Here is a 26,751-nt window from a genome sequence, read left to right on the forward strand (position 1 = left end):
TTTTATTGATAATTCACTTCCTCAGCGAAGTAAATCTGCTTCAAACGATCCTTTATGCGCTGAATTTCCTCTGCGGTTAACGGAGCCGTAGGACTTAGCTTGAAGTTCCTTCCGGTGATATAGCTTACATCCGTGTTCTTGTTCAGGTTGTAAGGTGTCTTTGGAACCGGACTGCGAGTATAGTCGGTGAAATCAATAACGGACCATGCCTCGTCTCCATCCTCTTTGGATAAAATAATCCGCTGTGAGGCGTTTTCCGTCCACAAATAGCGCAGATTGGCCGGTGAATTATTGGAGTCCATAGCCGTCTTAAAGCCGGAGCCTCTGAACATGAGTGTAAATTCTGCATGATCATTATTCGATCCGGCTGATGATTCATAAATCTGTTTCAGTGCGTCCACGCCCACAATCTCGACTTCGCGGTCATCAGGGAAGTGGTTCACAAAGTTCTCCCAGATTTCGGACATGTTAGGGTTACTGGCAAGCCAGTTAATGTCCAAAATAATGGACAAATAGTTTACCGTATTTATACGTTGAAACGGATTATCTAAATATTGTTGCGCTATATACAGTTGTGGTGCCGCATCCGTTTCATTCACATAGGGGTCACCCGGATGGAGAGTCCAGCGGGAGGAATCTTTGGTATAGCGCGATCCAATCGGATCAATCGTAATCGAATTCATGAATACGGTGCCGCTATTATCCGAAACTCTCTGCGCAGGGACCATCGGATTGTCTTTATTGGACCAGTAAGGCATCAAAGGTGAACCCTCACCATACATGCCGTTCACATTATATTGTGTAGCCGACCACCCCATCGCGGAAGTGATCTTAAAGTGATCTTTGAGCCATTGGGTTTGCTCGGGATTCACTGTAAAGCTGGTCAATGATTTAGGCAGATACTTCCGATATTGGTCTGTATCCATGCCTTCAAACACTGAAGGTGATCCCATCGTATTGGATTGGTGCAGTTCATTGAGCGCATTGTAACGATACATATACAACCACTCGTTCATCCGCAATTCCCATAAAGGGAGGTCATACAGGTTATTCGGATACCCGTCCAAAATACCGACTTCATCACCGTACTGGTCGACGTATTCCAAAACCTTTTTAAGCTGCGGACGATTCGTTTCTACGAAAACAAATCGATTTTCCATGGCCCAAGTTACTTTTATGTTAGGGCCAAAGTGGTCCATCAGCAATTGACGAGCCTGCTCGATTTGTTCCACCGTGGTCGTACTGCCCGGATCTTGCCCCTGCAGCATTAGTGAGACAGCAAAATATTGCTTTTTGCGTTCTCCCGGTACTACCGTCAATTCGGCATCGGAGATGAAGTGAATTCCTTGGGATGACGATTCAACTTCGATCTTGAATGGTATGACAGAGTTCACCGGAGGAATCAGATGCAGGTTGGCTATGTGTCCATCCTGGTCAAATATTCCCCTGGAATCCTCGATCCGAAGCTTCAAGTCTGACGGTAACAAACCTGATGGTATGACCTCTCCTTTGGCATTCCGAAATATGTAGGGCATACTCCAGGATGCAGGGTCTAGAGTAATAGACTGCGGAATGTTATTCGTCGCCAAGTATACGGAGCTGATGACACTCGGATCCTCCGCCGGAGGAGTCTTGCCTTTTACGATCAGCTTGGTCTGTGCTGTAAGTACCCGATAGGGCTTGGCAATGGTGATTTTTATCCCTACAGGAATGAAGCTGTCAGCCGTCGGAATATTCCCGGTATGTGCGATTTTCCCTTGTTCATCAAAAACATCTAATTCATCACTAAATGTATAAGTTACACTTGTGACGCTGGCAGCGGGAATGGTTACCGGCCGCCCTTCATTGTAGAGCTGAAAGGACAACTGATACGAAGGATACGTTTCCGGTTGATTTACCAGCTCCGGTGCTTTGATGACGACTTCATCCGCTACAAAATCCACAGAATCACCCACTGGAAGCACCGGTGGTTTTGGCGGAGCTGTTGGATTTGTCGCTGGTGGTGTCCCTGGTGGCTTTATAGGTGGTGTCTCCGGTGGTTTAGGGTCAGCCCCTGGTGGAATCTCAGGCTGCTCCGGCTTCGGTTCAGTTGGAGTTATCGGCTCCGTCGGTGTTACCGGACTTGCTGGTGGATCAGGTCTAGGACTATGGCTGCTAGGCCCCGTGGTTTCCAAATTCGCAGGCGGTCTGCTAATCTCGGGTGCCAGATCGCCCGTTGCCTTCTTCGGTTCCGTTGGGCTGATCGGCTGATTCTCGGTTGCAGGTCCTTGTCCTAATGACTCCAGTAAGCGCTGGGCGCGTTCTCTCAGATCGTCCCCGCTAAGCCAGACGCGATAAGCAATTAGCACAGCGTCCTGCCGTGTCACAAATTGTTTGGGATGGAAATAATGATTCGTATCCCCCTCAATCAGCTCTAATTCCTCCATCAGCCACACGCTCGTTTGTGCATAGTCCGATATATCGGACCGATCCACAAAGCTGGATATCCCGGAGGATAGGGTATGTTCAGAAACACCGAAATACCTGGCATACCAAACGGCCATATCCTGGCGACTCAAATTGTTCTTGGCGCCGAATAATTGGTCACCGATTCCCTTAGTAATACTCTCTTCCTGCAAGATTTGTACATAAGGTAGAGCCCATGTTGACACATCGCGAAAAGAAGTTAGACCTTTGTTATTAGATGCTCGCTTTATGATTTTGGCGAAAATGCTTGCGCATTCCTGCCGCGTAATAAAACGCAAAGGCCGAAAGCTCCCATCCTCATAACCAGTTACATAACCTTGGGCAGCCATGACCTCGATCGCATCGGCCGCATAGGAATGTTCAATATCGTTAAAGGCTCTGTTTGCAAAAGCGGGAACACTATGTATAAAGAACAACCAAACAGCCAGTAAACCAGCCACGTAACGACTAAATCGTTTTATTTTCTTTTCACTCTTCATTATTTCGGATCATCAACCTCCTCTGTGAGACATCATCGTGGTCACTTTAGCCTGCACCTCCATGTCAACCTTGAAAACCGGTCTTTTTTCAACAGGTTTTCATTCCCATTACAAAAACACCCAACTGTATATACTTGGATTATCGGAATAATCCCCCTGGGATTGAATAAAACCGGCAAAAAAATGACTTGAGAAATGTGTCTTTTAAAGACACAATTCCCTACCAATTTACATTGGTTTTCATTGGTAATTAGGGAAACCCTATTCTATATAGTTTTTAAGCTGCCGAAACGGGATTGTAATCGTTAGGGCTAGCCTAACGAGGGAGTTTGCCTGTATAATCATGGGAGAAAAACATTCAGTGACCCAGCCTCCTTTTGATTTAGGGCTGGGTTTTTGTATGAATACAGGAATGCAGTCCATTGATAATGGATTACGTTTGTGGCTCTTAATAGCAAGGAAGATCCGGCTGTAGTATAGGATAGGGAGGTTTTTACGTGCAAAAGCAAGCTCAACCACAGAAATACCACGTATTGGCCCGAGGTGTCATTTTGGCGGATCATCACCTCTTGGTTGCTCATTGTAAAGGCATGGATAATACGTTTTTACCGGGCGGCCATGTGGAATTTCACGAAAGCATTCGAACCTCATTGCAAAGAGAGATCCATGAAGAGCTGGGCCTGGCGTGTGAGGTCGGTGCTTATATCGGGGCGGTGGAGGCCGCATATGAAGATAAGGGAGTGTATCACCAAGAGATCGGTCATGTTTTTGCTACCTGTTTGGACCACACGGATCCTGGAAGAAATCCCATATCCCAAGAGGACCACTTGGAGTTTTATTGGATTCCCTTAGGTGAAATGGAAAGACACAACCTGCTCCCCGTGCCGGTGAGAAACATGATTGAAAACTACACCAAGGGCGTGGCGGGGCCGGGTTTCGGAAGTACGTTTGAAGATGAATGAGTCACAAATGGATAGATCTCAAAAAAATAAAGGATGGATGATAAATGTCAATGTCCGTGAAAAACCAAAAATTAATCAAGTCTTTTGTAGAATGGATCGCGTTCGTAGACACCCTTAAGCAACTGGATAAGAGTACCTGGAACTCTAGCCTGAAACCCGGAAAATGGACGATCAAAGACATCGTTAGTCACATGATGTTATGGGATAAGTACTTTTATGAAGAAGCCATTCACAAGATTGCCACGCATCAGGAATTGACGCTAAAGCATTTGAACTATGATGAATTCAACCGGGAAGCTGTGGTTTACAGTAAAGCGATAACGACAGACGCATTGGTGGAAGAAGCCATAGATTATCGTAAAAAGATCATAGAAACGATTGAAGCGCTGCCGGAAGAGGCGGTGGAGCAAAATTATACGGACGGGGACGGTAATGTTTTTCATATCCCGCAATACTTGAAGGATTTTATTTGGCATGATCGGCATCATATGAAACCCATGAAGGAGTACCTTAGAAAGTGAGAGTAAGCTCATGAAATTGAATATTATTTTATTTTTTTTGCTGTCCCTTCTATTTTCGCATGTTTCCCCTTATGGTGGGAACTTACCCAAAGAATTGGGGAGTTGATCGCAGCTCCAACGGTACAAACGGTTTTAGTTTCCGGGGAATTCAGTATTTCGGGAAGTTTCACTTTAAGTGAAGCTAATGAGTTGAAGGAGTTGATCAAAATAAGCGCTGAGTGAAGGAAGGGGAGTAGCAATATTGGGGCTGTAATTTACTTGGGAAAGAAGTTAGTATTGGCGTTGGGCAAGGATGTGATAGGTTTCGGAACTACGTTGCCAACATCCACAACTGTAGATATAAAGTCCCGCCGTCGGAGTCTGAATAATTAACGGGAAAATTTCCCGCTAATGTACCGCTCTCGGCCCTTTGGTCGGATTTAGCTGGAAAAGCTCCATCTATTTCGCGGCCCTATTGCCGAAAAACACCATTTTTAGGCGGATTAACGGGAGGTTTTCCAGCTAATTTGCCTCTGCAGCCGCAGACGTACCGAATTAACGGGAAGAATTCCCGTTAATTCGAACCAAACCATTAGTTGCAGGTCAAGAGTGCGAAAAGAACCCCTTTACACCGCTGTCTAATATGCAAATCAATAGTTCAACCTATGTTGAACCTATATAAATAATTTTAAGTTCATGAAAGGGGGGAGAACACCATTACTCAAATTCCCGAGATTCAATGGGTCGAAGGTGACCAGGAGGCGATTACCCATATAAAAAATCGTCACGAGCTGTTTTCTCTAAATCCGGGACTTGAAGCTGAAGTCGTCAAGGTAGAAACCGAACATGGCGCGTATGTTCTTAAGATATGGAACAAGGATTCGAAACCGGATGTCGGAAAGCAGTATCACCTTCTATCCGAACTGTATACCAAGGGGATCCGCGTTTCCAAACCGTATGGTTGGGGAACGGATATGAATCAAAATCCCGTATTGCTGACCAGCTACGACGGGGTGCCCATTTCCAAATTGGACAAAAGCAAATTGAAAAAAATCGTACAGATGTTGGTCCAAGTCCATAACTATCATGAAAACAGGGATATGGCGTTGATTCCGAAGTACGATTTTGTGGCTTACTTTTTTCCTCGGCTGGAGCAACACCATGATCTGAAAAATAGTTTGGTTAAGCTGTTGGACCGGATAGAAATTCGGCAGGATCGTTTCATTCACGGCGATTATAATTTAGGGAATATTTTGGAGCATCAGGACAAGTTAACGGTCATCGATTGGACAAATGGTCAGTTGGGCGACATCAGATATGACATAGCTTGGTCTGTTTTTTTAGTGCGGGTTTACGTCGGTGAACGGTACGGCCGGATGTATGCTTCTGAATTCAGGGCATTAATCCCAGGTTTTTCCTTGGAAGATGCTGAAATTTTTGAAGCTGTAGCGTGTTTGCGCTGGATTTTGTTAAGCCGGATGTCCGATTTGTCCCAGGGCTCGTCCATTCTAAAACGCGTGAATGAAATCATTCTGAGCAATCCGTGGTTAGATGAGGAGCTCATCTTGAAAGGTAAGTCGAGGCGGCTATGAGCCCGGAGCCACGATTGAAAGGAGGAGATTAACCGATGTCTGTCGCGGCCTTTATTATCGAGCCTCAGGACAGGGATTTCTATGTCCCCGTAGCTTCGGAAGCTTTCTTTTGCAAGTGCTGGATTCCTGCGTCTATTGAACTCAAATTGCAATACATTCCGCTTTTCCAATCCGGGGTTGATATCCAAAAAGATGATCTCCCCCTTTTATTTCAGGAGCTTTCGCATCTCATGAATTGGTCTAAACAAAATTTAAGTAAGGAGGATGGCTTACATCTTTGTTCCCGAGTAGATTTCTTAAAGACCAAGCTGACGGAAGCCTTCTCCGAAGAAGGGGTTATCGTATTTATAGGATAAGGCTTTATGTCCGCGTAAAATTTTAGTTCGTCTCGAAATGAGGTAGTGGCAGATGTCGCAACATAAAGAGCTTACGAAACAAGATATCGAGAGTTTAGTCGGTTTTCTTGATTACTTTCAGAATTCCGGCAATACGTTTTACGAAGTGGTCAACGGATATTATAGGGAGAGTCCGGAGGTGGAACGCTTCCGGGAGGAATTGAATCGCACCGGCTTCCTGGTCGTTTTTAACTGGCACGAATGGTTGGCGGATCACGAGGAATTCACGGATTTGGCCCAACCGATCGATGAACCCATCAAGAATGCGGACCTGGATACGCTGAGAAAATTAATGACCAGCTATATCCGTGGAGACCGGTTCAATGAAGGCTTGTTTATTCGGGCCGTTTTGAACGGACATATCACCTGTATTTTGTTACGACTCAAAGCGTTAAAAGATCAAGTGTAACCCCCCCTCGGAAAGGCTTTCTTTGGAGCGGGGGGCTTTTTGCTTCTTATGCCTTAATTTCTATAATCCATTCTTATCCTGTTCTCCCCATGGTAAATTAAGGTACTATGAGTATAACAAATTTCATTTGGAAAAGTTGAGAAGCGGTCCAAAATGAGGGGACGACATGTCCGCAAGAGGAAAGGAAGAATCATTCGTGCAAGTTACCATCAAGAATACCATAGTCGAACTAATTCAAGGGGATATCACGAAATGCGAAGTGGACGCGATCGTCAACGCGGCAAATACAAGTTTGCTGGGCGGGGGCGGAGTGGATGGCGCTATCCATCGGGCTGGAGGAAAAGCGATCCTGGAGGAGTGTTTGAAAATCCGCAATCAGAAGGGCGGCTGTGCCGTAGGCGAGGCCGTGGTGACAACCGGAGGGAACTTGAAATGCCGTTATGTCATTCATACGGTGGGTCCGGTTTGGAACGGCGGAGCCAAACAGGAAGAAGAGAAATTAAAAAGCTGCTATAGAAGCTCATTAAAGCTGGCTGATTCCATGAACGTCGAAAGCCTGGCCTTCCCCAATATAAGTACGGGAATATACGGATACCCGAAAGAACGGGCCTGTATTGCAGCTATTGATGAAGTGACTGCCTATTTGGTAAATAGCGGGACCAGCATAAAGAGGATCATTTTCGTTTGCTTCGATGAAATCAACTACGAACTATATAAACAAGAATTGAAAAAGACCGCGAGTAATTTGAAGAAAGGTTGAACCCTATGAAACCGTTCGAAGTAATAAGTCTCGATATGTTTCAAACCTTAGTCAACGTAGATTCTAGGAAAGAACATATTTGGAGGCAAATCCAAAATGATTCCTATACATCTGACCTGGCTGAACAATGCGGAGGACGGTTACTGGAGCTTTTTTGGGATCATTCCAGCGATTTCAAGGCGACGAAACAATTTCATCTCACTCAAGACATTTATAAACGGTGTTTTGAAAGTTTGTTTAAGGAAAAGGGCATGACTTATGATCCGCTAGAGGCTACCAGGATCTTGATCAGCGAACACACCCAATCGGAACTGTACGAAGATACCGTGGAGTTTTTAGAAGGAATTATAAATAAATATAAGGTTTGTATAGTTAGTGATACGGATGAGGCGATGCTGCCCAAGTTTTACTTGGACTATAGCCTGCGCATATTCACTTCCGAGCAGTATCAATCCTATAAAAATGATGATCACAATGCGATGTTTAAACAATTGCTTCATACCTATCATGTAAATCCCAGTCAAGTGATCCATATTGGAGATTCCATATCCGATGTTGTGGGAGCCAAGCGGGAAGGTATCGTGAGCTGCTGGTTGAATCGGGAGAGGAGATCCTGGCGGCACGAAGTGAAGCCTGATTTGGTTATTCATTCACTTAGAGATCTGGATACATTGTTGTAACGGGTACGATTCGCAAAAAAAAGATATAGAAGCAGATAGGGAGCAGTCATGTGAAAAAGGCTATGATACGGATCTTATGCGGGACGGTTTTACTTTCAAGCTTACTGTCCGGGTGCGGGGGAAGTTCGAACCTTCAACAGAAAAGTCAAAATTCGAAGGCATCTCCCCAGCCGGAGGCATCTAAAACCAAGGACGAAATCGCCCTTAAGGTCGATTGGACTTCGTTGATCCCCCCGGGTTGGCACATTCTTATAGCGGAAGATGAGTCCGTTAAAGCCGAAGGCGATTTAAACAAGGACGGGATCAAGGATATCGCGGCCGTGATTGAAGGTGCCTCAAGTGAGGATACAGCGCCTCCGCGTTCCCTTTTGATTGCCTTTGGGGACAAAGAACGGGGTTACCGGCTATCGATTATTGCGGATAAAGTTCTATTGAAAGCCGATGAGGGCGGTGTATGGGGCGATCCTTTTGAAGGCTTGGAAATTAACCGGGGGTCTGTCGTTGTGAGCCACTACGGCGGAAGTAATTGGCGTTGGTATCAAAAATACAGATTCAGGTATCAAAATGACGATTGGTATTTGATCGGGGCGACGACAGGCAGTTATTTTAATGGGACGCCGATGGAAAGCATGGAAGAAGACGACTACAATTTGCTGACCGGCGACTATATCGAGAAACGGACGAATGATCAAGGGCGCACCGTGACGAAAAAAGGAAACCGAGGCGTCAAGCCATTGGTTACGCTTAGGGAATTTAATATCGAGGACATGTGACTGAGGGGTTGCCGAGTATGGAAAAATTAAAATTTAAGCGGGAAAATATCAAAGCAATTCTTTTCGATTCGGGCAGAGTGTTAAACGAAGTTCTTGAAATCTTGAATAGGGAACAAGGGGGACTCGACCACAATGATACTTAATGGGAGGAGCGTGAATCTTTCACGGGTTACCGTGGATGATCTTGATTTCATTAGCGAACTGGAATGCAACAAGGATATATGGGTTTACGAAGAATATGTGGAATCGGATCGCGCAACCGTCAGAGCGGATTATTTGGAAAAAATGGACTCGGATACCGGTTATGACTTTGTTGTTACAGCGGATATAGATGGAAAGCATGAGCGAATCGGTTTGGCGCAGATCTGGAGTTACGTCGATCATCGAAACAGTTGGGAACTCGGTTTTGCTATCCTTCCTTCCTACCAGAGACAGGGGTACGGAGCGGAAGCGACAAAACTTCTACTGGATTTTGCATTCAGGCAATTGCAAGCTCATAAAGTTGTCGGCATGTGCCATTGTCATAACCTCAAATCCGTTAAACTTATGGAACGCGCGGGCATGAGAAGGGAAGGGATTTTCCAGGAAGAATTGCTGCTGGATGGACAGTGGCATGATCAATATTTTTATTCCATCCTGGATAAAGAATATATAAAGAAATATGCGATGGAGCTTGACTAAAATCAACTAGGAGTTGGAGAACATGTTTTTCAAAGATATCGTTAAATCTTTAAATATCAAATTGCCTGATGAGACCCTGGAGCCATTGAACAGACACTTCCGTCTCCAGGAAGAGGTGGATTTTTTCTTGCGGATGTTGCGTCAAGAAGAGATCGTGGAGATGCTTGAATTTATGTCCGAACTGGACGGGTTTCAAGACTTGCTTCCCCTCTGGACCGATGACAATTCCAACTACGTCTGCATGTATTATCGAGGGCCGCTGAGTTACCGAGTATGTTACGTGAATCATGAAGAGACCGATCTTTCCCCCGGTTTTAGAAATGTAAGTACCTTTATTGCCGCATTGGAGCCGAATCCGCAGAGCGAATGGGGGGACCTGGAAAAAAACTATCCGAATGCGCATCCCGAAAATAGCGAGTGGATCGCCGCGGATCTTGAAAGTATCGAGCAGATTTATCACATTTTGCAAAACTCCGATTTGGAAGACGAAGTGAGATGCCAGTATATCTACAGTGTTTTGGCGCTGACCCCCTATGACCATTTGGATTCTCTGGTGCAGTTTTTGGATGAAGACGATATGTTTGTTCAAGAACGGGCCTGTGATATTTTGGGGTATCACCAATACGTACCGGCCAGGGAAAAGTTGCGGGAGATCGCGGAGCACGGACTGCCTAATGCCCGCTCAGCCGCTAAGCGTGCGCTTGCTCGGATAGGTTGAGCAGCCAGAGGCGGAAGGAGGGAAAATCATGAAAGAAAAAGAATCGATACAAGCATCTTTTGGCGTTTTTCACTATCAAGAGGATTTTCAATCCTATGAACTCGACGACGGAATATGACGAAGTTTTTGATTTTGACTACAATTTCATAAAGGCGGATGTATAATGGGGAACTACATTGGATTGCCGGATGACCCGGCCTATGCCATTGAAACATTACATATGTCTAACGGATTGACTTCCGTTTTGTTGGAAGTCGTTGTTCTAAGCGGATCCATTCTGGCCGAAACCGATCGGGAGAAAGAGTTGATCATTTGGCTGGCGCAAAGAGACCAGGCTGCCGTTGGGATTGGAACGGTGGGTTTCGACCTCGATGAGATGCCGTGGACGTTGGACTCTTTTGAAGCGGAGAAAGCCTTTATGCTCCGTACGATTGAAGCCGCCATAGAAGGGCTGGGATGGGAACGGCTCGATTATGAGCCAAATAAAGATATAGTCCTGAATTGCTTACGGCAATTTGGATTCATGATCCAGGCTTTTGAGAGAAGAAGCGTGAATCTGGAGAATTACCTGGAATGGACGGAGATTGAGGAAGGGGACCCCTGTCCCACGATTCCTTATGGTTATCCGAAATGCGAGAAACATGGAGTTTACTTGTCCTTGTTTGGATGCATCATTTGCAATTAACTTTCGCGGTGGATTTCAACAACACGTTCATCATAGTTCGGAGGTAGTTTCATGGGGATGGATTTTACGGCGTTTATGGCACATCGTTTGGATGCATCCGAGATATTTAAATTTAGCGAGGAACTTAATGCGGCGGTTCATTCGTTTCCAAACATCCATCGATTTATCGATAAACTAAGCAATAGTACTAATGCACTCTCTCCAATGTGGACTTTAACTCCCGACTATATTGGGGGAACGACCCACCTTCAAGGACCGGTCGGGATTTCCTTATATTTTTCAGAAAAGGTATGCCATTTCAGCCATTATATTCGATGGGGTTCATTTCTCTTGGATACGGAGGGCATTCAAAGTTTTTTAAGAGGAGTAAGCTATGATCTAACAACTTTCTTTAAAGCTGAATATGCCATTTATGTCCCGGACAGCGGGGCCAAGGAATCGATTATTATGGACTTTATTTGGGACGATGAGAATCGGGATATGGAGTTCATCCGAAACTGGCTTGCTGCCCATTGCGGGCCGCCGAAGAAGCGTATTCAAGAGATTTATGCGGATCGGGAGTATGGGTGGGAGTCGGAAGGGTACTACATCGATGATTTTGGGGATTACAAAATATGAAGCGGTATATTCGGGTGTGGCGGTTACTATGTGGATGTCTATCATGAGGACCATTCGGTGATCTGGATAACGGAAGAAACGCCGTTTATGAATAAATCCGTCCCCGGTCAGCAGCGATTTGTGTTCCCGAATGACGAAATGAGCGCATTTGCCCAAGCTTTGGTAGATAAACTGGAAGAAGTCAGGGAAATGTGCCGTTCACATGGACTGAATTTTCAATATGATCGAGATCAATATATAACGGCCATTCGAAGTTATAAAAGCAAGAGAGGCTAAAGAATGAATTCCAAGGAAAAAAAGGAATTGGCGTTTCGCATCTATCCCTTGCCGCATGGAACGAGCTACGGGTATACCGATTTGCTCCAACCGGAAACGGTTGAAATCCTGTTCGATTACTGTCAGATCATGGAGGCCGTCATTTACAAAGAAGGATGGGATATGTTATTGAATTTCCACGGCCTTGAGACCTTATATGAGCTGAATAAAAAAAGCGGATGGTTTGATTGCGACAGCATGGATGAGTTTTTACAATACATAGAAGCTAACATCGAGGATACCTCTAATCGTACTAGAGGGCAGCTTTCTTAAAAAGGAGGAACGGGCATTGGGAGACTATTGGGAGCAAAGATTCAGCAGTGAAGGAATGATTTGGGGTAAATCCCCCAGCAGGACGGCTTATCACGCACTTGAGATCTTTAAGGAGCATCATGTGCAATCTGTACTCGTCCCCGGTTCGGGTTATGGAAGGAATACCAAGGCGTTTTCGTCCATCTTTGATGTTGAAGGGATCGAAATATCGACCGAGGCTTTGGCCATAGCGGAAGAATGGGACCCGGACAGCCGATTTATTCAGGGTTCTTGCCTGGAACCCATCTTACCGAATAAAACATACGATGCGGTCTATTGCTTTGATGTATTGCATTTGTTTTTAGCGAAGGAACGAAAACAATTGATCGAGAATTGCTTGCATCATCTTAACCCATCCGGTCTCGTGTACTTCACCTGTTTCTCGGACCAAGACAAGAATTACGGCGTAGGAGCGAAGATCGAAGAGGGGACTTACGAATACATACAAGGGAAATATGCTCATTTTTTTAGTGAGAAGGATTTGCTGCAACATTTCAGTCAACTTCAAATTTTGGAAACAGGATCCTGTAAGGAGATTTTGAATTATAACGATCACAGCACGAAGGAATATCATTTGAGATATATCGTTGGCCGGAAAATACAGAAGGTGAATCATGATGAACCTTAGGGATAAACCTACACTTCTGAATTCGAGGGCTGTGGAATGAAGAAAAAGACGAGAGAAATCATTGTGCGTGAAAAAGAATACGTCTATGTGCTGACCTCCAAATATTCTAACGGAGAGAGTTTAGTCAGACTAAATATCTCCTCGAAGGAAGATAAGCAATTTACCTGCACCTTCAAATTTTCCACATGGGATCATCCCATAGCAGGTAGTCCGCTTCTAACAGGAGTGGACCTTAGAAACAAAAAAACGAACGATACTGAGCGTTTTAATTTGCACCACCCTAAACGGATCAAGGAGTTAATTATATACGCTCTGGATCACGGATGGACCGGAGAAACCAGTATTGAATATCCCAATGGGCTGGATATTTTGGATCAAATGGGATGGGATACGGAATTCCTGCTTTTTGGAGGAGCCAATATTGAAGCCGACGTTAAATAGCGAACTATGGGAGCTCATCGAACGTTTAAATACCAAGGAGACGCTCCCCGAGACCGGGTTAAGACGCAACTCGATATACTATCCATTAATATCTTATATCAATCATACCATCGCACTGCTGCTCAGTGGTTCCTATGATGAGGCAGCCTTATTTATTCGGAGGGCGAGAAGGGAAATGCAAGATAGGAATTTTGAACGAACCGAATACATCCTCATATGTCAAACCTATCTGTCCCAACTTCAAGCGTATTTGAAGAAACATAAGCTGCTAAGCCCAATGGGTGAGGAATGGATAGATGAGGAATAGGAGGCCTTATGTAAATGATCGGTCCCGTTTTTCTAAGAGGTGCATTAATTCAGGAATTTAAAGATCACCTCATCAAGTTTCCCTATGCACCGGTAATTCGCCATGGAATAAGTAATCTGGATGCTGTCCCCAAGACGTTCACGCAGGAAGAAGCTGAGGCTGTCGTTCACGATTTTGCCAAGCAGCGCTTTCCGATCATATGTCGGGCCGGAAGTAAGAGTCCCATCCCTTTCTTTGATTTTCATGTCGCTCTCGAACATACCGAGAATGAAAGAGAAGTAAGAATCGTTGAAATGCTGGTATGCGATCCGGTCCGCGAAAATGCCGCTAAAGGCATATTGATGGCTTACTACACCCTTGTGAATGACAAAACGGGAATTGAAAAGCTGCAGGTTCCTTTTATACCCGAAGGCTTAGATGAAGGGTTGAATATTGAGCTGATGGGTGAGGTAAAAAATAGCAGAGCATATATGTAATCAAAGCCTAAACTATCGCAATAGGAGAAAAAACGATGAACCTCAAAGAAGTTATTTACGACTATTTCCAAACTAATCATCCTAGCTCACTTGTGGAAAACACAGATCTCCACGACTTCTCGATGATCGAGCAGGAATTGGGATTTAAGCTTCACCCTGATTTACAGGCGTATTTCGGAAGCTATTATTTTGATGAAATTGAAGGAATCCTGGCTTCATCCACGGTCCCGGCCACGGAGAAATGGGGCCATTGGTTTGAATTCAATCATGAGTTCAAACTCCCCGTCACGCTACACGGGCCGGAAAGAGACAAAGATTTGAAGGAACAGATCATGCGCGCCTATCAAGTTTGGACCGGCGGATATGACTTCGGCCAGCGGTTTTGGGTCGGGGAAATCTTTGCGAATATCGGGCAGATCCTGCTGGTCTTTAACAATGAAACAGGCGCCGTCGAATGGATCGACACGGATTACGGGAGCTTCGGCAATCTGGATCAGGACCCCAACGGTATTTTTACACCTACGTTAGTCGATTTGATCGTTGCCTTAACCGGCAGTTATCAACAGAGGTGATAACGACATGTTTGTTACAGGGGATCTGCACGGTTATGAGGACATTAGCAAGCTGAATTCATGATAAAGCATACAGAAAAGAAAACGTCAACTGGTGGCGGGGAGAATTGCCGACACAGGAGGAGTACCAGGAGGGATTGGACAATTTGGCGAGGCATCATTGGGAAGTCGATCTCGTGATTACGCACACTTGTCCCACATCCACCGTAACATCGTTGAAAGAGGCGCTGGGCACCCCTGTCGAAGCGGACGAGTTAAGCGATTACTTGGAACATATTCAGCAGCGTTTGACCTACCGGTCTTGGTATTTCGGTCATTTTCACCACGATCTATTGCTGCCGAAAAATTTAAGGCTGATCTATCACGATGTTGAAAAGATAGGGCGGGATTAGCAATCTAAGCGAAGTTGGTGCGGACGATGATAAAAAGATTGATAAAACGGCTCCCCAGCGACTTACTGGTGCGTCTATACACAGCCATGCCTTTTAAGGGAATAAAAAACTGGATCGTCTACAAAGCCCAGGATAAATTTCTTGTTGCGGTTCTGGGGGTCATTACGAATGAGTCGGGCCAGGTTCTGTTATTAAACCATGTTTATCGCGAAGAGCCTTGGGGTATCCCCGGAGGCTGGATGGAGTTGGAGGCTCCGGAGAAAGGACTCAAGCGTGAAATCCAGGAAGAAACCGGGCTTTCGGTAGAGATTACGGGGATTTACCGTGCGGTTTATCAAACGGATCCCGACCGTGTGGAATTGATTTTTCGCGGCGAAGTAAGGGGCGGGACGTTTAGACCCTGTGCGGAGATCTCGGACATTCTTTACTGTGAGGTCGGCTCCTGGCCGGCAGGTTTACCGGATACCCAAAAGTCCTTGATTCAAGAGGTCCTTGAAAAAACCTCGGTATGACGATTTTTTCGAAATGATATGTAAAAAGGGGGATATAGGATGAATATCGCAACGGTTCAAAACAACGGGGCGGATATAGCCCTAATTCACAGCAGCGAAGAACTGATCACGGATGTTCAATCGGCCTTGGACTTGATAGCGACCGTCCAATATGAAACCGGGTGCCATCGGATCGTACTTCATAAAACGGCGATTACGGAAACTTTCTTTGATTTGAAAACGAAACTGGCCGGGGAGATTTTGCAAAAGTTTATTAACTATCAAACGAAAATTGCCATCGCGGGCGACTTTTCCGCATACTCCAGCAAGAGTCTTCGCGATTTTATCTACGAGTGCAACCAAGGTAAAGACATCTTTTTCCTGGCCAGCGAGCATGAGGCGGTAGAAAAATTGAGCCACCTCTAAGGGAGAGGAGAAAAAACGTGAGAAACATAAGAATCACATTGCTTCTCGCTGCTGCCTTCGGTTTCCTTATCGCACTGGGATTCGGGATACTGGACTCCTGGAGCATGTCTTTAAAAGTAACGGGTGGAATCGGTATCGGTGCCTGGCTGGTGGCCGGGATTTTTACCGGGTCTTACATCAGCGGAGACCGTTCCAGAGCCAACGAGAGCATCGAGACGGCGGAGGATAGAACATTCCGAAACAAGGCGGCAAATCTGTTGTTCCTGATTGGAATCCCGTTTCTGGTTATCGCTTTAGTCTTGTATTTGATCACCGAATCATAACGGAGGTGCTATCCATGACCAAGGAAGAGAAAATCGCATGTATTCACAACTACGTTAACGCATATAACGCCTTCGATATTGAGGGAATGCTCCGGCATCTGCATGAGGATGTGGTGTTCAGAAATTATTCCAAAGGCGTTGTGGAAGTGGAGACCCATGGGATCCACGAATTTAAACGATTGGCTGAGCAATCCAAAGGGGTGTTTTCGAGCCGGCGTCAAGCGATCAAGGCAATAAAGATCAATGACGAAGAAGCCGAAGTCGAACTTGACTATAAAGGTGTACTTGCCGTAGACCTCCCTAATGGCCTAAAGACGGGGGACACAGTTGATTTGGAGGGCAGGTCAATCTTTCGCTTTTCCGGAAATAAGATATATATCCTTGAAGACCACAGTTAGGAGAGCTTGCTGGATATGGGATTGGATGCTTTTGTGAACTGCAATTGTCTCAGAGAGGGCAAGGTAAAGCCAGCCCCCTTTGATTTAAGTCTCTTGGAGTGGACGGATGACGGGATTGAAATGCCGGACACGGTGGAAGACGAAATCTTTTATCAGTTTCACGAATGGAAGGAACAGGCGTGTACCCACGAGGATATGCAAATATACTCGGACCGTGTAGGGAATACGTCTGGAATGAACGTCTACTATGGCGTGCTGGAGCGGTTGGGAGAAGAGCGGTTTCCGCTTTTACGCCGCATATGGGGCTCGCCTTTCACCGCCGAGGAATCGCGGAAGGCCCTCTCCGAGCTTGAGCAGTTCGAGCGCCGGGTGGGAGAGGTGGAGGGCATTTTCCTGCTGGAATCGGGCTCGATGGAAGAATATCAGATGACGCTCGTTGGCGAGGACAGGTGGTTTTATTCGGCGGGTAATGAAATTACTTACCGGCTTAACCCGGAAGGATTTTGCGTGCAGGATCGGGAGGGACGGGTGTTGTTCCAGTCCAGAGCTTTTACCCAAGAAACGGTCGAGACGAACCGAAGCGGCTGGCAGCGGTTCAATGCGCGCTTTAGCGATTCGGATACCGGAAGCACCTGCGAAACAACGTCTCCGATTTCCAAGAAAATCTGGGGGGTCGAGGAACTGTATTATCCCGCATCTTTCCAGGTTGTGAACCGGGGGTTGACAAGTTCGGATCTTCGGGCAATTCGAGTATTAAGAAAGCTGTTTGAAGCTTCGATTCAGACGGGAAACCCGGTGATTTGGGTCTAAAATTCAGTAACTGGAGGAGAACGACCGGACGATGACAAGGGATTTAACATTACTTGAAAAGCTGGAGCGATTTGCTGAAACGGACCGCGACGGGAGAGAGGCGGTAAAGGGGGGAATCATTGACGAGATTGGCTCCTTCGGCACGGCGCCGGAAGCTGCGGCCTGGATTGCAAACCGCTTTACCTGCGCAGGCAGTGAGCAGGGGGAGAAGGGATTTTTTACGGCCTTGGAGGACCCTGATCTCACCGCGGATTTGCTGGAGCTGGCGCACGAAACTCTAAGCGCAACGGAAAACCCCGAGCCCTATGTAACCCCGGTGGCAAGGCTTTTGTATATCGATAAAAGGGCATCCGATAAGTCGAGGGCGGAAGAATATGTTCAATATCGGGCGGCTGCTCTAATGGACCATTTGCTCATGTCGGATGTTCCATTGACGCGGGAGGCCGCTGAATTCCTGCTTACCGACTTTTACATCAGAGATCCGCTAACCCAAGAATTAATATGTCATATCTGGTGGGCATTAGCCGAACGGGGAATCGATATTTCCGGCCGCCTGAATTCGTTGTTAACGTCGCTCCATAACTACAAGACCCCGGCCTTGGCGCAAAATAGTATATTAGCCCTCTGGGCGGCCATGCGCCAGGGATTTTTCGATTCACCGATTCCGGGGAGCGATAAAACGAGCAGGATATGGCTTTGGCATCTTGTCACCAAATGTGTTGCGAAGATGAAGAAAAAGATTGATGAAGATACAAGGCTCGGCGCAGTGGGGTGTCTCCTGGATACAGCCTCTCGCTATCCCGAAACGCAGAGCCTGATTCTCGAATGTATGGAAAATTGGGGAATTCCCGAACCCAAAAAGCCGAGGAGCGATTTTCAAAAGGATCTGAAAGAACTTTATGAACGCTGCAAAAACCACCCGGGCACCACGTGTTTACCGGAGGGACATGTGATTACGAAGAAGGGGATTATGACGTTTAGCCGCCGAACCTAAGCACTTATAAGGAAGGGAGCCCTCGCAATGATCATAAGCCAGGCGTTAGCGGAGTTGATAGAGCAATCCGAAATGGATTATATGACGGATCGCATGGAGGCGATTCGAGCCCGTGAGGGGAATCCCGAAGGAGTTGAAGTCAAACGGTTTGGATCGGCCACCGCTTTTTACAGCCGGACAATGCCTTGGGGGTTATTCAATAATGTCAAAGGGAAGATCGAGGAGGAGAACGTCGAGGAGATTATCGCTTTTTACCGGGAAAGAGACAGAAATTTCGAAATTCAGATTACGCCCGGAAAGGTCCATCCGGCGGTCCTGAAGGATTTGGCTTATGCCGGTTTTTATCAGTCCGGCTTCCACACCTCCCTATACTGCGAAGCTCGGAAAACGGAACCCGACCACGTAGCAGAGGTGGAGATCCGCGAGCTTCGCCCCGAAGAGATGGATACGTATGCGGAAATCCATTGTCTGGGGACCGGTCTTTCCATAGAGGGAAAGCCCTCCGTTGCCGCCAATAATGAGGTGCTGTTTATGCGTCCGGGATGGCGTTTTTATATCGCTCTGTACAACAAAATTCCCGCCTCGGTAGCCGTGATGTATATGCAGGAGGACGCAGCGTCGCTTACGTTTGCCGCCACCCTTCCGGAATACCGGAACAAGGGGCTGCAGCGGAATCTGCTTTTGAAGCGAATCGATGAGGCATACCGAAACGGCTGCCAATGGGTTGTGGGGCAATGCGCTTACAGCTCCACCAGCCACCGCAACATGGAGCGGGCAGGGATGAAAATCGGGTACACCCGGGCGACCTGGACAAAGCTGTAAAGCTGTTAATACCCGGAGAGGAGAGAGCAACGATGAACCTAGAGACAACCCGAGTAAGGCTGGAGGATTTAAGTCAAATCGATTATGAAATACATATCGGAAAGTCGGCGGCCGTGGAATACCGTAGAGTGATGATTTTGAAATTTATCGGCAGCTACGGGTTCGGTTCGGGCGGGAATAGCGACGCCACCTATATGCGCGCCATGGGGGAAGCGGCGTTGGAAGCTTGGGACCCGGACGCGCTTATCCTCGATTTGAGCGATCTTGATTATGAGTGGGGGGATATGATGGATTATGTCTTTGATATGGGGGTGGATAAGTATGCCGACCTCCCTTTCCCCAAAGCTATGGTCGTTAGCGAAAGATGCGAGGAAGCAATAAGAACTTTGCTGCTAGGGCTGTATAGTCCCAAAGGGATCGAGGAAACGGGCTGGGTGTTCCGCAGCCTGGAGGAGGCCTGGAATTACGTGGAAAAGAAGCTGGTGGAGTACAAATCGAAATAAAAAGGGTACCGGGGAGATAAGAAAAATGGGGAAAATGCAGGAGTACGGCTTTTTGTGCGAGGCTAAAGACGAGAAGAAACTGATCAACGCGCTCTTGGGATTTCTGAAGCCTTTGAACCGGACGTTCTCCAAGTCCAAAAACAAAGGGATGCTGGAAGCGAGGCTTCCATATGTCTATCGGCATTTCTACTGGAATTTGAACAAAGAGATGCAGGTGTATGTCGAAATTTATCCGAACCGGGATGCGGAGGGGAAAGTTAAATTTTCCCATCCAGGCGTCGGTTGGGTGCTGTTCGCAAACTTAAAGGATGTTTCGGGCCCCTATCACGTCCCTTTGGACAAGCAGGAGGCGTATCTGCGGGACTTCCTGCAAGCGTCGGGATTTGAGTTTGTCGAGTTAAAAGAGTACCGTGACGATGAAGAGCGGATCTAACCGGCGAGGACAGTAAAGTTAAGAAGGGCAGGCCGGGGTTGGGGTGGTGTATCCCGCCCCGGCCTTTTATTTGGGGCTTTAGCCAGTGGAACTCGCGAAGCGTGCGAAACAAAAACCACATGATGGGGTCGTTATCATACGAGTGTTCAAGCTACTCCATATTATCAAGGTGGTCTGAAGGGGGACTAGTAATAAACGCACCCCTTCAGGGGTAGGCAAAAGCGGCAGCGGCATAGTAGCTTCAACGAAGTGAAGCTAGCGCCTTTAGACGCTAGCCGGTTATAAAGGCTAATAGCCTTAGAGCAAACCACCCGTTTGACGGTGGTTATGATGTTTAGCGAAGCGGTTTCGTCACATAAAAGTAAAACGTCAAAGGGGCGAACACCGCGATTAACACAAGGCAGACGCCCAGACTGGCAGCAATCTCCCCGCCGCCGGTCGTTCCTTCCATAAGTCCCCGTACGGCGGTAACCACTACACTGATAGGGTTCAGCTCGACCAGGCGCCCGATCCATCCGGGCATCGTACCGGGATCGACCAGGCTGTTGCTGGCAAACATCAGCGGATACAAAATCATCATACTGGTGCCCGAGACGGTTTCGGGGCGCTTCGCTACCACGCCGATCATGGAGAAGATCCAGCTAACGGCAAAAGCGAACAGCGCCGTTAGCAGCAGAGCCAACGCCGCTCCCCGGATTCCGCCGGCAGGGCGAAAACCCAGGAGCCGGCCTGCCGCGAGAATCACCACGAGGGCGATCAAATAGCGGACGGCGTCGGTAACCAACGGCCCCAACACGGCGGATGGCTGCCAGAAAGGCATGGTGCGGAACCGGTGGTATACTCCTTTGGAGATATCCTGGCACAGTGTAGTTCCGCTGTATACGGTCATAGGGGAGACCGTGAGCACCAGGATTCCCGGCAGCAAGTAAGGAATGTACGCGCCCGTGGAACCGGCAATCGCCCCGCCGAACAAATAGGTGAAGATAAGCAGCATCAGAACCGGGGAGAGGACCGCGTCCATGATGAAGCCAAAGCCGTTGTTTTTCGTATGCTGCCATGTTCTCCAAATAAAAACCCGGACCGAGTTGAAGGCCGTCGGACCGGCTTTTCTCCGGTTTTCGGCTGACAACGGCGGACTCCCCATTCCGTTGGTATTCATTGCGGCGACCTCCCTGAATCCCGCTTGGTTACAGCGCCGTCCCGGGAATCGCGGGTCAACGCCAGGAACACTTCGTCTAACGTAGGTTCCTTCAAAGAGAAGGATTCAATCCCGATCGGTGTTTCCAAAAGCGATTGGACCAGCTGGCCGGCGTGCGCAGCGTTATCCACGGGAATACGATAAACGAGCCGCTCGTCGCTCCGGATGTTCGATCTCCCGGAAGAATCGGCCAGCAGCCGAGTGAGCAGCACGGGATCCGCCGGTTCGGTCAAAATCAGCTCCAGTGTTTTTCCGCCTAGCCAGGTTTTGAGCTCGCGGGACGTTCCCTTGGCGATCATCGTCCCTTGATCCATGAGCGCAATCCGATCGGCCAGTTGATCGGCCTCCTCCAAATCCTGTGTCGTTAGAAGGATGGTCGTCCCTTGGGCAAGCAGCAGGCGGACCGTCTCCCAGACGCCCTGCCGGCTCCTTGGATCCAACCCGGTGGTGGGCTCGTCGAGAAACAGGATTTCCGGCCGAGACACGATCCCGGCGGCGATATCCAGCCGCCTGCGCATTCCGCCGGAATAGCCCTGTACGATCCGGTTCCCCGCTTCCGTCAAGCCGAAGGATTCCAGCAAATGCCCGGCGATTTCACGAGCCTCCTTGGCCGGATATCCATGCAGCCGGGCGATCATCCGCAGGTTTTGCAGACCTGTCAGCCCCTCATCCAAAGCGGCGAATTGCCCGGTGAGGCTGATCCTCGCCCGCACTTCCTTCGGTTGTTTCACCACATCGAAGCCGGCGATCCAGGCGCTCCCGCTATCGGGCGGGAGCAAGGTGGAGAGCATATGGATCGTCGTGGTTTTGCCGGCGCCGTTCGGTCCCAGCAGGGCCAGCAGCTCTCCCTTTCGTACCTCAAATTCGATTCCTTTCACCGCCTCCTGGCCGCGAAAGGATTTCCGAAGCCCCTGAACTTGGATGGCATAGGACATTTCATCATGTCTCCCTTCCTTAGGATATAAGCATGGCTTTATGTTCAGCCACCCATTCGGCTAACGTCCTGGCCGGCCGTCCCGTGACTTGTTCGACGGTGGGGAGGACGGTGTGCCCGATGGCGGGCGGATTTTTTCCCATTAGGATAAAAAATTCGATGTCCTCGTCGCTGTACCCCTGGGTCTTCCAATTTTGTCGCGCTTCTTCTTCCGTCAATTCCACGAAACGCAGCTCCCGGCCGATCCCTTCGCCAATGATCCTCACGGCTTCCCGGCGCGTCAGCGTTTCCGGACCGGTGAGCATATAGCTTTGGCGGTGGTGACCATCCTCAAGCAGAGACGTCACAGCGACAGCGGCGATATCCGCTTCGTGGATCCGGGAGCTCGGCGCATCTCCGAACACTTCCCGGACGGTGTGCTCGCCGCGGATGGAATCCGCCCAATCCACCAGGATATTGGCCATGAATTCCCCCGGCTTCAGGAGCGTCCATTCCATGGAGCTGGCCTGGAGCGCCGCTTCGACAGGCCCCTCTTCGTAGCCTACCAGCACCACAACACGTTTCACGCCCGAGCGTTCCGCCAAAGCGATCACTTCCGGCGAAGTTTGAAGCCAAGCGCCCGCCGCATCGCTGGAAGTAATCAGAAACATTCCGCTTACCCCGTCAAGCGCCAATCCCAACGTCTCCGGGTTGTTCAAATCCCCGGCCACCCCTTCAACCCCCGCGGGAAAGTTCGCCGCCTCGGGATTCCGGGACAGCGCCTTGATGCGAACCCCTTTTTCCGCAAGCTGCTTTACGACATGTTGTCCGACCGTTCCGGTCGCACCGGTTACCAAAATCGTCATTCGTCCATTCCTCCTACATTTGAGTATAAGCTTCCGATTTCTTTGATTTTTTGCAGCAAATCTTCTTTCAAGCTGTCAGGCGAGAGGATCGTCACCTCGGTTCCGTAGCTTAGTACGATCGAGAGGGCGTAGTCTTTCGTGTAGCAGACCGTTTTTACTTCCAGATGGCCGTCCCGCATTACGTATCCCCGCGGAAACTGCTCCATCGCGCGCAGCCTGGCACTGGGCGTGAACCTTAAATGGACCTCCATGCCTTGGGGCCGGTTTTTCTCCTCTTCCTCAGGCTTTTCGTGTCGCGCCGTAAACTTCTCTTCAGTCACCTGTAACCCGGAGATTCTGGAGACCCGGAACAACCGATTGGCCCTCCGCAGTTGGCAGAATCCCTTTAAGTACCAAGCTCCCTGTTCCCAAAACAGCTGAAGCGGTTCAACCGTTCTAGCGGTTTCCGTTCCCAAGGCGGTCACATAGGAGAATGAGATCCGTAAGTTTTGCCGGATCGCCGGGAGAAGCTGCTGCACCACGGTCTTTTCGCTATCGTTCGTACTCCATTCCAATATGATGTTGTGGCGGTCGTCCCCTCCATTCTTCAAAGCGGGCTGCAAACTGGTCAATTTGCGTGCCAGTGTAGTATAACTGCCTCCTAGAGCGGCTTCCAGGCCTTTCAAAAGGCTATAGATCACCGAAAAGTCGTCGATCGAGAAGTGCTGCCGTGTCAAAAAGAAACCGTCCATCAGTTCAAAACCGCCATCCGTTCCCGTGTAAGAAACAATGGGGATGCCCGCCTGATTGATCAAATCGATATCCCGGTAAATCGTTCGTACCGACACTTCAAACCTCGCGGCCAATTCGGCCGCGGTCACCCGGTTGCGGGTCATCAACTCCATCGTAATTCCAAACATCCGGTCCAGCTTCATTTCGTTTCGCTCCTCGGCTCCAACCTTATCGGTGGTTCGTTTTCATCCTACTCCATTAATTCTGACATCTTGGGTGTCAGAATTAAAAGAGTTAATTTCAAAAAAGGAACTCTTCTATTTATTACTTATTCGTCCGGCAATTGATTTTTGGATTCTCCCGATTGGCAGAAGCTGGTACAATACTCGTACGGGGAGGGGAGTTTTATGGAGAATTTAAATTTGGCCATCCGTTTAAGAGAATCGGGAAAACTGGAAGAAGCACGTACCATGCTGCTAGAATTGGTAGAAACGGAGCCGGAGAATCCGTCCGTTTGGTATCAATGCGCCTGGGTTCATGATTCCTTGGGTTTGGAGAAGGAAGCCGTTCCCTTTTATAAAGCAGCCTTGGCCGGAGGACTTGCTGTAGAGGAGAAACCAGGAGCTTATCTTGGCTTGGGCAGTACCTTCAGGGCGCTGGGCGACTACTCCGAAGCGAGGAACATCTTCGAGCAGGCTATGACCGAATTTCCGGATCACCGGGAGTTTCCGGTTTTTCTCGCGATGGTTCTATATAATCTGCAGGATTACAGCAAGGCGATGGAGATTCTGTTGAATCAGCTGGCGCAAACCAGTTCCGATTCCGGTATACGTCAATACGCCAGAGCGATAAGCTATTATGCCGATAAATTAGACCAGCGATGGGATGGATAAGGAGGAGAGATTAGCCTATGACAGGGAAATTAGAAGAAGACATTAGATTCACGGCGGAGAGTTTTACCCGAAACTTTGCGGATCGCGGAAACTTTGATTTTAGTATTGAAAGTCTGCAGCCGCTCGACGAATTGCTGGATGAGGCCGGCGATTTCGATCTGGGAGAAGAACAGCTGGACTCCATCTCCTCTATGGCGGGATGCTACGTGTTTGAGGTGGCCCGAAGAAATTTTGGCGGCGTCTACGTTTGGAGCCCGGATCGGCAGCAGCCTGTTCTGGTTACGGGGGAGCCGGACTTTTCGGTATCGCTGCTCGCTTTTGATAAAGTCAGAGGGCGAATTCAAAACGGGGCGGAGGACAATATCCCTTTTTATTTTTCAGGTTACGTGCAGGCGGTTGAAAAAGGGAGATCCACGGGATACCGTGCAACGATTCTATGATGAAAATAAGGAGTCAGATTCGGATTCGAGGACATGGGCTTGAACCGGATCGAGGCCCGCTGCAACAGTGAAAATTTCCGGTCCGAAAAGGTCATGCAGCGGATGGGGATGACCTTGGAAGGAATCATCCGTGAAGAATTGAAAATCAGAAACGAGTACAAAAGCCAGAAGCTGTATTCCATACTTCGCAGCGAATATTTGGCAAGTCGGCCATAGCGGCCTTCAGGAAGGAGAGCGGTTAGAATGGAACTTGAAATTAGAAAAATCACGCAGGCGGACGGATTTCCCTATGATTTGCTGCTTCTGGCGGACCCCTCCCGGGAAATCGTGGAAGAGTACGTAAAGCGGGGGGACTGTTATGGAGCCTATCTGAATGATGAAGTGATCGGCGAGTACGTTTTGATCAGAACCCGTCCCGAAACCGTAGAGATCGTCAATGTCGCCGTACAGGAAGATTATCAGGGCAGAGGCATCGGAAAAAGACTGGTCCTGCATGCGATTGAATCGGCGAAAAGAGAAAACATGAAAACCGTGGAAATCGGCACAGGCAATTCGGGGGTCCAGCAGCTGGCTTTGTATCAGAAATGCGGCTTTCGGATCGTAGGCGTGGATCCGGATTTTTTTGTCCGTCACTATGACGAGGAAATCTATGAAAACGGGATTCAGTGCAGGGATATGGTCCGCCTGAGATTGGAGCTGCCGTAAGATGTCCGGGCAGGAGCTATTCGATGTTTACGATGCGTCGATGGTGAAAATAGGCGTGGATACGCGGGAAAATGTGCATGCCAAGGGCTTGTGGCATCAAACGTTTCACTGCTGGATCGTGTCCCGACCGGACCATGAACCACCCAGGCTGCTGTTGCAGTTGCGACAGTCCACCAAAGACACCTATCCCGGTTTATTGGATATTTCCAGCGCCGGGCATCTTCAAGCCGGAGAAACTGTGGAGGACGGGGTCCGGGAACTGCGGGAAGAGCTGGGGCTTGAGGTCGTGTTCGAGGACTTATTCTATTGCGGGCTCGTCCCGGAAGAGGACCGGATTTCCCCCGTGTTAACCGATCGTGAGTTTAACCATGTCTTCTTGTATTCCTGCAACAAGGAGGCGGCGGACTATGATTTTCAAGCGGAGGAAATTGCCGGGTTGTTTTTTTGCGAAATTGAAGATTTCAAAAGGCTCCTTTTAGGTCAAACGACTTCGATTCCTATTGAAGGCGTTGTTTTGGACGAGAATCGAAAGGAGAAGGCGGCGGAGCGAAGAATGGTCGGGCTTCAGGATTTAACGCCCATCTCGAACGAATATAGGAATCGGCTTTTTGACAGCTTGGACATATATTTTGAAAAGATAGATCCGCCGACATAAATGAAAGAT

38 protein-coding genes and 1 pseudogene are annotated in these 26,751 nt (G+C 48.2%); 34 read left to right on the forward strand and 5 right to left on the reverse strand.

Going from position 1 to position 26,751, the window contains the following annotated elements:
- Positions 1 to 2: 2 nt before the first annotated feature.
- On the reverse strand, positions 3 to 2,945 hold the full coding sequence (locus LBW89_RS20740) for an S-layer homology domain-containing protein (protein ID WP_148450088.1): 2,943 nt from the start codon (positions 2,943 to 2,945) through the stop codon (positions 3 to 5).
- A 497-nt stretch (positions 2,946 to 3,442) separates the two neighbouring features.
- Between LBW89_RS20740 and LBW89_RS20745 the strand changes: the two genes are divergently transcribed.
- From LBW89_RS20745 to LBW89_RS20880, 29 genes are all read left to right on the forward strand, one after another.
- Entirely contained in the window at positions 3,443 to 3,907 is a 465-nt protein-coding gene (locus LBW89_RS20745) for an NUDIX domain-containing protein (RefSeq protein ID WP_148450087.1), read from the forward strand.
- A 44-nt stretch (positions 3,908 to 3,951) separates the two neighbouring features.
- Positions 3,952 to 4,428: a DinB family protein gene (locus tag LBW89_RS20750; protein WP_148450086.1), complete on the forward strand. Its 477-nt coding sequence runs from the start codon at positions 3,952 to 3,954 to the stop codon at positions 4,426 to 4,428.
- A gap of 102 nt (positions 4,429 to 4,530) precedes the next feature.
- Complete coding sequence (locus LBW89_RS27965) at positions 4,531 to 4,650, forward strand: SecDF P1 head subdomain-containing protein (RefSeq protein WP_412067020.1); 120 nt, start codon at positions 4,531 to 4,533, stop codon at positions 4,648 to 4,650.
- Positions 4,651 to 5,198: 548 nt separating this feature from the next.
- The gene (locus LBW89_RS20755) at positions 5,199 to 5,999 is read left to right on the forward strand and encodes an aminoglycoside phosphotransferase family protein (protein WP_225040225.1); all 801 of its coding nucleotides are present in this window, start codon (positions 5,199 to 5,201) and stop codon (positions 5,997 to 5,999) included.
- Between the two features lie 35 nt (positions 6,000 to 6,034).
- Positions 6,035 to 6,355, forward strand: coding sequence for a hypothetical protein (locus LBW89_RS20760; protein WP_148450084.1), 321 nt, complete (start codon positions 6,035 to 6,037; stop codon positions 6,353 to 6,355).
- Between the two features lie 52 nt (positions 6,356 to 6,407).
- Positions 6,408 to 6,803 (forward strand): DUF6508 domain-containing protein, encoded by a 396-nt coding sequence (locus tag LBW89_RS20765; RefSeq protein ID WP_148450083.1) that lies wholly within the window; start codon positions 6,408 to 6,410, stop codon positions 6,801 to 6,803.
- Between the two features lie 166 nt (positions 6,804 to 6,969).
- Positions 6,970 to 7,563, forward strand: coding sequence for an O-acetyl-ADP-ribose deacetylase (locus LBW89_RS20770; protein ID WP_148450082.1), 594 nt, complete (start codon positions 6,970 to 6,972; stop codon positions 7,561 to 7,563).
- A gap of 5 nt (positions 7,564 to 7,568) precedes the next feature.
- Entirely contained in the window at positions 7,569 to 8,243 is a 675-nt protein-coding gene (locus LBW89_RS20775; RefSeq protein WP_148450081.1) for an HAD family hydrolase, read from the forward strand.
- A 50-nt stretch (positions 8,244 to 8,293) separates the two neighbouring features.
- Entirely contained in the window at positions 8,294 to 9,016 is a 723-nt protein-coding gene (locus LBW89_RS20780) for a hypothetical protein (RefSeq protein WP_148450080.1), read from the forward strand.
- Positions 9,017 to 9,148: 132 nt separating this feature from the next.
- Positions 9,149 to 9,697, forward strand: coding sequence for a GNAT family N-acetyltransferase (locus LBW89_RS20785; RefSeq protein ID WP_148450079.1), 549 nt, complete (start codon positions 9,149 to 9,151; stop codon positions 9,695 to 9,697).
- 22 nt (positions 9,698 to 9,719) lie between these two features.
- Positions 9,720 to 10,415, forward strand: coding sequence for a HEAT repeat domain-containing protein (locus tag LBW89_RS20790; protein ID WP_148450078.1), 696 nt, complete (start codon positions 9,720 to 9,722; stop codon positions 10,413 to 10,415).
- 163 nt (positions 10,416 to 10,578) lie between these two features.
- Complete coding sequence (locus LBW89_RS20795) at positions 10,579 to 11,100, forward strand: hypothetical protein (RefSeq protein ID WP_148450077.1); 522 nt, start codon at positions 10,579 to 10,581, stop codon at positions 11,098 to 11,100.
- Positions 11,101 to 11,151: 51 nt separating this feature from the next.
- Positions 11,152 to 11,718 carry a hypothetical protein gene (locus tag LBW89_RS20800; RefSeq protein ID WP_148450076.1) on the forward strand — a complete coding sequence of 189 codons (567 nt, stop codon included), beginning with the start codon at positions 11,152 to 11,154 and terminating at the stop codon, positions 11,716 to 11,718.
- 57 nt (positions 11,719 to 11,775) lie between these two features.
- Positions 11,776 to 11,994: a hypothetical protein gene (locus LBW89_RS20805; RefSeq protein WP_148450075.1), complete on the forward strand. Its 219-nt coding sequence runs from the start codon at positions 11,776 to 11,778 to the stop codon at positions 11,992 to 11,994.
- A 3-nt stretch (positions 11,995 to 11,997) separates the two neighbouring features.
- On the forward strand, positions 11,998 to 12,306 hold the full coding sequence (locus tag LBW89_RS20810) for a hypothetical protein (RefSeq protein ID WP_148450074.1): 309 nt from the start codon (positions 11,998 to 12,000) through the stop codon (positions 12,304 to 12,306).
- Positions 12,307 to 12,322: 16 nt separating this feature from the next.
- Positions 12,323 to 12,973 (forward strand): class I SAM-dependent methyltransferase, encoded by a 651-nt coding sequence (locus LBW89_RS20815; RefSeq protein ID WP_148450073.1) that lies wholly within the window; start codon positions 12,323 to 12,325, stop codon positions 12,971 to 12,973.
- Between the two features lie 36 nt (positions 12,974 to 13,009).
- A complete protein-coding gene (locus LBW89_RS20820) occupies positions 13,010 to 13,414 on the forward strand; it encodes a hypothetical protein (protein ID WP_148450072.1) in 405 nt (134 codons plus the stop codon).
- A 321-nt stretch (positions 13,415 to 13,735) separates the two neighbouring features.
- Positions 13,736 to 14,197 carry a hypothetical protein gene (locus tag LBW89_RS20825; protein WP_148450071.1) on the forward strand — a complete coding sequence of 154 codons (462 nt, stop codon included), beginning with the start codon at positions 13,736 to 13,738 and terminating at the stop codon, positions 14,195 to 14,197.
- A gap of 35 nt (positions 14,198 to 14,232) precedes the next feature.
- The gene (locus LBW89_RS20830) at positions 14,233 to 14,769 is read left to right on the forward strand and encodes a SecY-interacting protein Syd (protein WP_148450070.1); all 537 of its coding nucleotides are present in this window, start codon (positions 14,233 to 14,235) and stop codon (positions 14,767 to 14,769) included.
- Positions 14,770 to 14,876: 107 nt separating this feature from the next.
- A complete protein-coding gene (locus LBW89_RS20835) occupies positions 14,877 to 15,161 on the forward strand; it encodes a hypothetical protein (RefSeq protein ID WP_225040176.1) in 285 nt (94 codons plus the stop codon).
- A 26-nt stretch (positions 15,162 to 15,187) separates the two neighbouring features.
- Entirely contained in the window at positions 15,188 to 15,673 is a 486-nt protein-coding gene (locus LBW89_RS20840) for an NUDIX hydrolase (RefSeq protein ID WP_225040178.1), read from the forward strand.
- Positions 15,674 to 15,712: 39 nt separating this feature from the next.
- Positions 15,713 to 16,078 carry a DUF4180 domain-containing protein gene (locus LBW89_RS20845; protein ID WP_225040180.1) on the forward strand — a complete coding sequence of 122 codons (366 nt, stop codon included), beginning with the start codon at positions 15,713 to 15,715 and terminating at the stop codon, positions 16,076 to 16,078.
- A 17-nt stretch (positions 16,079 to 16,095) separates the two neighbouring features.
- The gene (locus tag LBW89_RS20850; RefSeq protein WP_148450063.1) at positions 16,096 to 16,401 is read left to right on the forward strand and encodes a DUF5316 domain-containing protein; all 306 of its coding nucleotides are present in this window, start codon (positions 16,096 to 16,098) and stop codon (positions 16,399 to 16,401) included.
- A 14-nt stretch (positions 16,402 to 16,415) separates the two neighbouring features.
- Positions 16,416 to 16,799, forward strand: a complete 384-nt coding sequence (locus tag LBW89_RS20855) for a nuclear transport factor 2 family protein (protein ID WP_148450061.1) — start codon at positions 16,416 to 16,418, stop codon at positions 16,797 to 16,799.
- Positions 16,800 to 16,814: 15 nt separating this feature from the next.
- Entirely contained in the window at positions 16,815 to 17,609 is a 795-nt protein-coding gene (locus tag LBW89_RS20860) for a hypothetical protein (protein WP_148450059.1), read from the forward strand.
- Positions 17,610 to 17,640: 31 nt separating this feature from the next.
- Positions 17,641 to 18,603 carry a hypothetical protein gene (locus tag LBW89_RS20865; protein WP_225040182.1) on the forward strand — a complete coding sequence of 321 codons (963 nt, stop codon included), beginning with the start codon at positions 17,641 to 17,643 and terminating at the stop codon, positions 18,601 to 18,603.
- Positions 18,604 to 18,630: 27 nt separating this feature from the next.
- Entirely contained in the window at positions 18,631 to 19,425 is a 795-nt protein-coding gene (locus tag LBW89_RS20870; protein WP_225040185.1) for a GNAT family N-acetyltransferase, read from the forward strand.
- Between the two features lie 32 nt (positions 19,426 to 19,457).
- Positions 19,458 to 19,928 carry a hypothetical protein gene (locus LBW89_RS20875; RefSeq protein WP_225040187.1) on the forward strand — a complete coding sequence of 157 codons (471 nt, stop codon included), beginning with the start codon at positions 19,458 to 19,460 and terminating at the stop codon, positions 19,926 to 19,928.
- A gap of 25 nt (positions 19,929 to 19,953) precedes the next feature.
- On the forward strand, positions 19,954 to 20,361 hold the full coding sequence (locus tag LBW89_RS20880; protein WP_225040189.1) for a hypothetical protein: 408 nt from the start codon (positions 19,954 to 19,956) through the stop codon (positions 20,359 to 20,361).
- 334 nt (positions 20,362 to 20,695) lie between these two features.
- On the opposite strand, the gene LBW89_RS20885 is transcribed toward LBW89_RS20880, so the two are convergent.
- The 4 genes from LBW89_RS20885 to LBW89_RS20900 are packed head-to-tail and all read right to left on the reverse strand — an operon-like array spanning position 20,696 to position 24,252.
- Positions 20,696 to 21,520, reverse strand: a complete 825-nt coding sequence (locus LBW89_RS20885) for an ABC transporter permease (RefSeq protein WP_225040191.1) — start codon at positions 21,518 to 21,520, stop codon at positions 20,696 to 20,698.
- Entirely contained in the window at positions 21,517 to 22,494 is a 978-nt protein-coding gene (locus tag LBW89_RS20890) for an ATP-binding cassette domain-containing protein (protein WP_148450048.1), read from the reverse strand. The genes LBW89_RS20885 and LBW89_RS20890 overlap by 4 nt, the downstream gene beginning before the upstream one ends.
- Positions 22,495 to 22,513: 19 nt before the next feature.
- The gene (locus tag LBW89_RS20895; RefSeq protein WP_225040193.1) at positions 22,514 to 23,338 is read right to left on the reverse strand and encodes an NAD(P)H-binding protein; all 825 of its coding nucleotides are present in this window, start codon (positions 23,336 to 23,338) and stop codon (positions 22,514 to 22,516) included.
- Positions 23,335 to 24,252: a helix-turn-helix transcriptional regulator gene (locus tag LBW89_RS20900; protein WP_225040195.1), complete on the reverse strand. Its 918-nt coding sequence runs from the start codon at positions 24,250 to 24,252 to the stop codon at positions 23,335 to 23,337. The genes LBW89_RS20895 and LBW89_RS20900 overlap by 4 nt, the downstream gene beginning before the upstream one ends.
- A 204-nt stretch (positions 24,253 to 24,456) precedes the next feature.
- On the opposite strand from LBW89_RS20900, the gene LBW89_RS20905 reads away from it, so the two are divergent.
- The 5 genes and pseudogenes from LBW89_RS20905 to LBW89_RS20925 all read left to right on the forward strand — a co-directional run bounded on the left by LBW89_RS20905 (position 24,457) and on the right by LBW89_RS20925 (position 26,742).
- A complete protein-coding gene (locus tag LBW89_RS20905) occupies positions 24,457 to 24,942 on the forward strand; it encodes a tetratricopeptide repeat protein (RefSeq protein WP_148450042.1) in 486 nt (161 codons plus the stop codon).
- 17 nt (positions 24,943 to 24,959) lie between these two features.
- Positions 24,960 to 25,382 (forward strand): hypothetical protein, encoded by a 423-nt coding sequence (locus LBW89_RS20910; RefSeq protein WP_148450040.1) that lies wholly within the window; start codon positions 24,960 to 24,962, stop codon positions 25,380 to 25,382.
- A gap of 24 nt (positions 25,383 to 25,406) precedes the next feature.
- A pseudogene (locus tag LBW89_RS20915) lies at positions 25,407 to 25,598 on the forward strand (GNAT family N-acetyltransferase); the annotation flags it as partial.
- Positions 25,599 to 25,625: 27 nt separating this feature from the next.
- A complete protein-coding gene (locus LBW89_RS20920) occupies positions 25,626 to 26,087 on the forward strand; it encodes a GNAT family N-acetyltransferase (protein ID WP_148450036.1) in 462 nt (153 codons plus the stop codon).
- 1 nt (position 26,088) lies between these two features.
- The gene (locus tag LBW89_RS20925; protein WP_148450034.1) at positions 26,089 to 26,742 is read left to right on the forward strand and encodes an NUDIX hydrolase; all 654 of its coding nucleotides are present in this window, start codon (positions 26,089 to 26,091) and stop codon (positions 26,740 to 26,742) included.
- Positions 26,743 to 26,751: the final 9 nt, after the last annotated feature.

It is taken from the genome of Paenibacillus sp. alder61 (assembly GCF_020179875.1).
In the GTDB taxonomy this organism is placed as follows: Bacteria; Bacillota; Bacilli; order Paenibacillales; family Paenibacillaceae; genus Fontibacillus; species Fontibacillus faecis.

Excerpts from the sequence above, each read along its gene's own strand:
- LBW89_RS20760 (WP_148450084.1), top strand. The coding sequence starts at position 6,035 with ATGTCTGTCGCGGCCTTTATTATCGAGCCTCAGGACAGGGATTTCTAT.
- LBW89_RS20740 (WP_148450088.1), bottom strand. The coding sequence starts at position 2,945 with ATGAAGAGTGAAAAGAAAATAAAACGATTTAGTCGTTACGTGGCTGGT.
- LBW89_RS20820 (WP_148450072.1), top strand. The coding sequence starts at position 13,010 with ATGAAGAAAAAGACGAGAGAAATCATTGTGCGTGAAAAAGAATACGTC.
- LBW89_RS20895 (WP_225040193.1), bottom strand. The coding sequence starts at position 23,338 with ATGACGATTTTGGTAACCGGTGCGACCGGAACGGTCGGACAACATGTC.
- LBW89_RS20900 (WP_225040195.1), bottom strand. The coding sequence starts at position 24,252 with ATGAAGCTGGACCGGATGTTTGGAATTACGATGGAGTTGATGACCCGC.
- LBW89_RS20830 (WP_148450070.1), top strand. The coding sequence starts at position 14,233 with ATGAACCTCAAAGAAGTTATTTACGACTATTTCCAAACTAATCATCCT.
- LBW89_RS20865 (WP_225040182.1), top strand. The coding sequence starts at position 17,641 with ATGACAAGGGATTTAACATTACTTGAAAAGCTGGAGCGATTTGCTGAA.
- LBW89_RS20890 (WP_148450048.1), bottom strand. The coding sequence starts at position 22,494 with ATGTCCTATGCCATCCAAGTTCAGGGGCTTCGGAAATCCTTTCGCGGC.
- LBW89_RS20770 (WP_148450082.1), top strand. The coding sequence starts at position 6,970 with ATGTCCGCAAGAGGAAAGGAAGAATCATTCGTGCAAGTTACCATCAAG.
- LBW89_RS20790 (WP_148450078.1), top strand. The coding sequence starts at position 9,720 with ATGTTTTTCAAAGATATCGTTAAATCTTTAAATATCAAATTGCCTGAT.
- LBW89_RS20875 (WP_225040187.1), top strand. The coding sequence starts at position 19,458 with ATGAACCTAGAGACAACCCGAGTAAGGCTGGAGGATTTAAGTCAAATC.
- LBW89_RS20750 (WP_148450086.1), top strand. The coding sequence starts at position 3,952 with ATGTCAATGTCCGTGAAAAACCAAAAATTAATCAAGTCTTTTGTAGAA.
- LBW89_RS20880 (WP_225040189.1), top strand. The coding sequence starts at position 19,954 with ATGGGGAAAATGCAGGAGTACGGCTTTTTGTGCGAGGCTAAAGACGAG.
- LBW89_RS20910 (WP_148450040.1), top strand. The coding sequence starts at position 24,960 with ATGACAGGGAAATTAGAAGAAGACATTAGATTCACGGCGGAGAGTTTT.
- LBW89_RS20845 (WP_225040180.1), top strand. The coding sequence starts at position 15,713 with ATGAATATCGCAACGGTTCAAAACAACGGGGCGGATATAGCCCTAATT.
- LBW89_RS20775 (WP_148450081.1), top strand. The coding sequence starts at position 7,569 with ATGAAACCGTTCGAAGTAATAAGTCTCGATATGTTTCAAACCTTAGTC.
- LBW89_RS20785 (WP_148450079.1), top strand. The coding sequence starts at position 9,149 with ATGATACTTAATGGGAGGAGCGTGAATCTTTCACGGGTTACCGTGGAT.
- LBW89_RS20765 (WP_148450083.1), top strand. The coding sequence starts at position 6,408 with ATGTCGCAACATAAAGAGCTTACGAAACAAGATATCGAGAGTTTAGTC.
- LBW89_RS20920 (WP_148450036.1), top strand. The coding sequence starts at position 25,626 with ATGGAACTTGAAATTAGAAAAATCACGCAGGCGGACGGATTTCCCTAT.
- LBW89_RS20825 (WP_148450071.1), top strand. The coding sequence starts at position 13,736 with ATGATCGGTCCCGTTTTTCTAAGAGGTGCATTAATTCAGGAATTTAAA.
- LBW89_RS20860 (WP_148450059.1), top strand. The coding sequence starts at position 16,815 with ATGGGATTGGATGCTTTTGTGAACTGCAATTGTCTCAGAGAGGGCAAG.
- LBW89_RS20885 (WP_225040191.1), bottom strand. The coding sequence starts at position 21,520 with ATGAATACCAACGGAATGGGGAGTCCGCCGTTGTCAGCCGAAAACCGG.
- LBW89_RS20810 (WP_148450074.1), top strand. The coding sequence starts at position 11,998 with ATGAATTCCAAGGAAAAAAAGGAATTGGCGTTTCGCATCTATCCCTTG.
- LBW89_RS20870 (WP_225040185.1), top strand. The coding sequence starts at position 18,631 with ATGATCATAAGCCAGGCGTTAGCGGAGTTGATAGAGCAATCCGAAATG.
- LBW89_RS20795 (WP_148450077.1), top strand. The coding sequence starts at position 10,579 with ATGGGGAACTACATTGGATTGCCGGATGACCCGGCCTATGCCATTGAA.
- LBW89_RS20925 (WP_148450034.1), top strand. The coding sequence starts at position 26,089 with ATGTCCGGGCAGGAGCTATTCGATGTTTACGATGCGTCGATGGTGAAA.
- LBW89_RS20905 (WP_148450042.1), top strand. The coding sequence starts at position 24,457 with ATGGAGAATTTAAATTTGGCCATCCGTTTAAGAGAATCGGGAAAACTG.
- LBW89_RS20840 (WP_225040178.1), top strand. The coding sequence starts at position 15,188 with ATGATAAAAAGATTGATAAAACGGCTCCCCAGCGACTTACTGGTGCGT.
- LBW89_RS20855 (WP_148450061.1), top strand. The coding sequence starts at position 16,416 with ATGACCAAGGAAGAGAAAATCGCATGTATTCACAACTACGTTAACGCA.
- LBW89_RS20800 (WP_148450076.1), top strand. The coding sequence starts at position 11,152 with ATGGGGATGGATTTTACGGCGTTTATGGCACATCGTTTGGATGCATCC.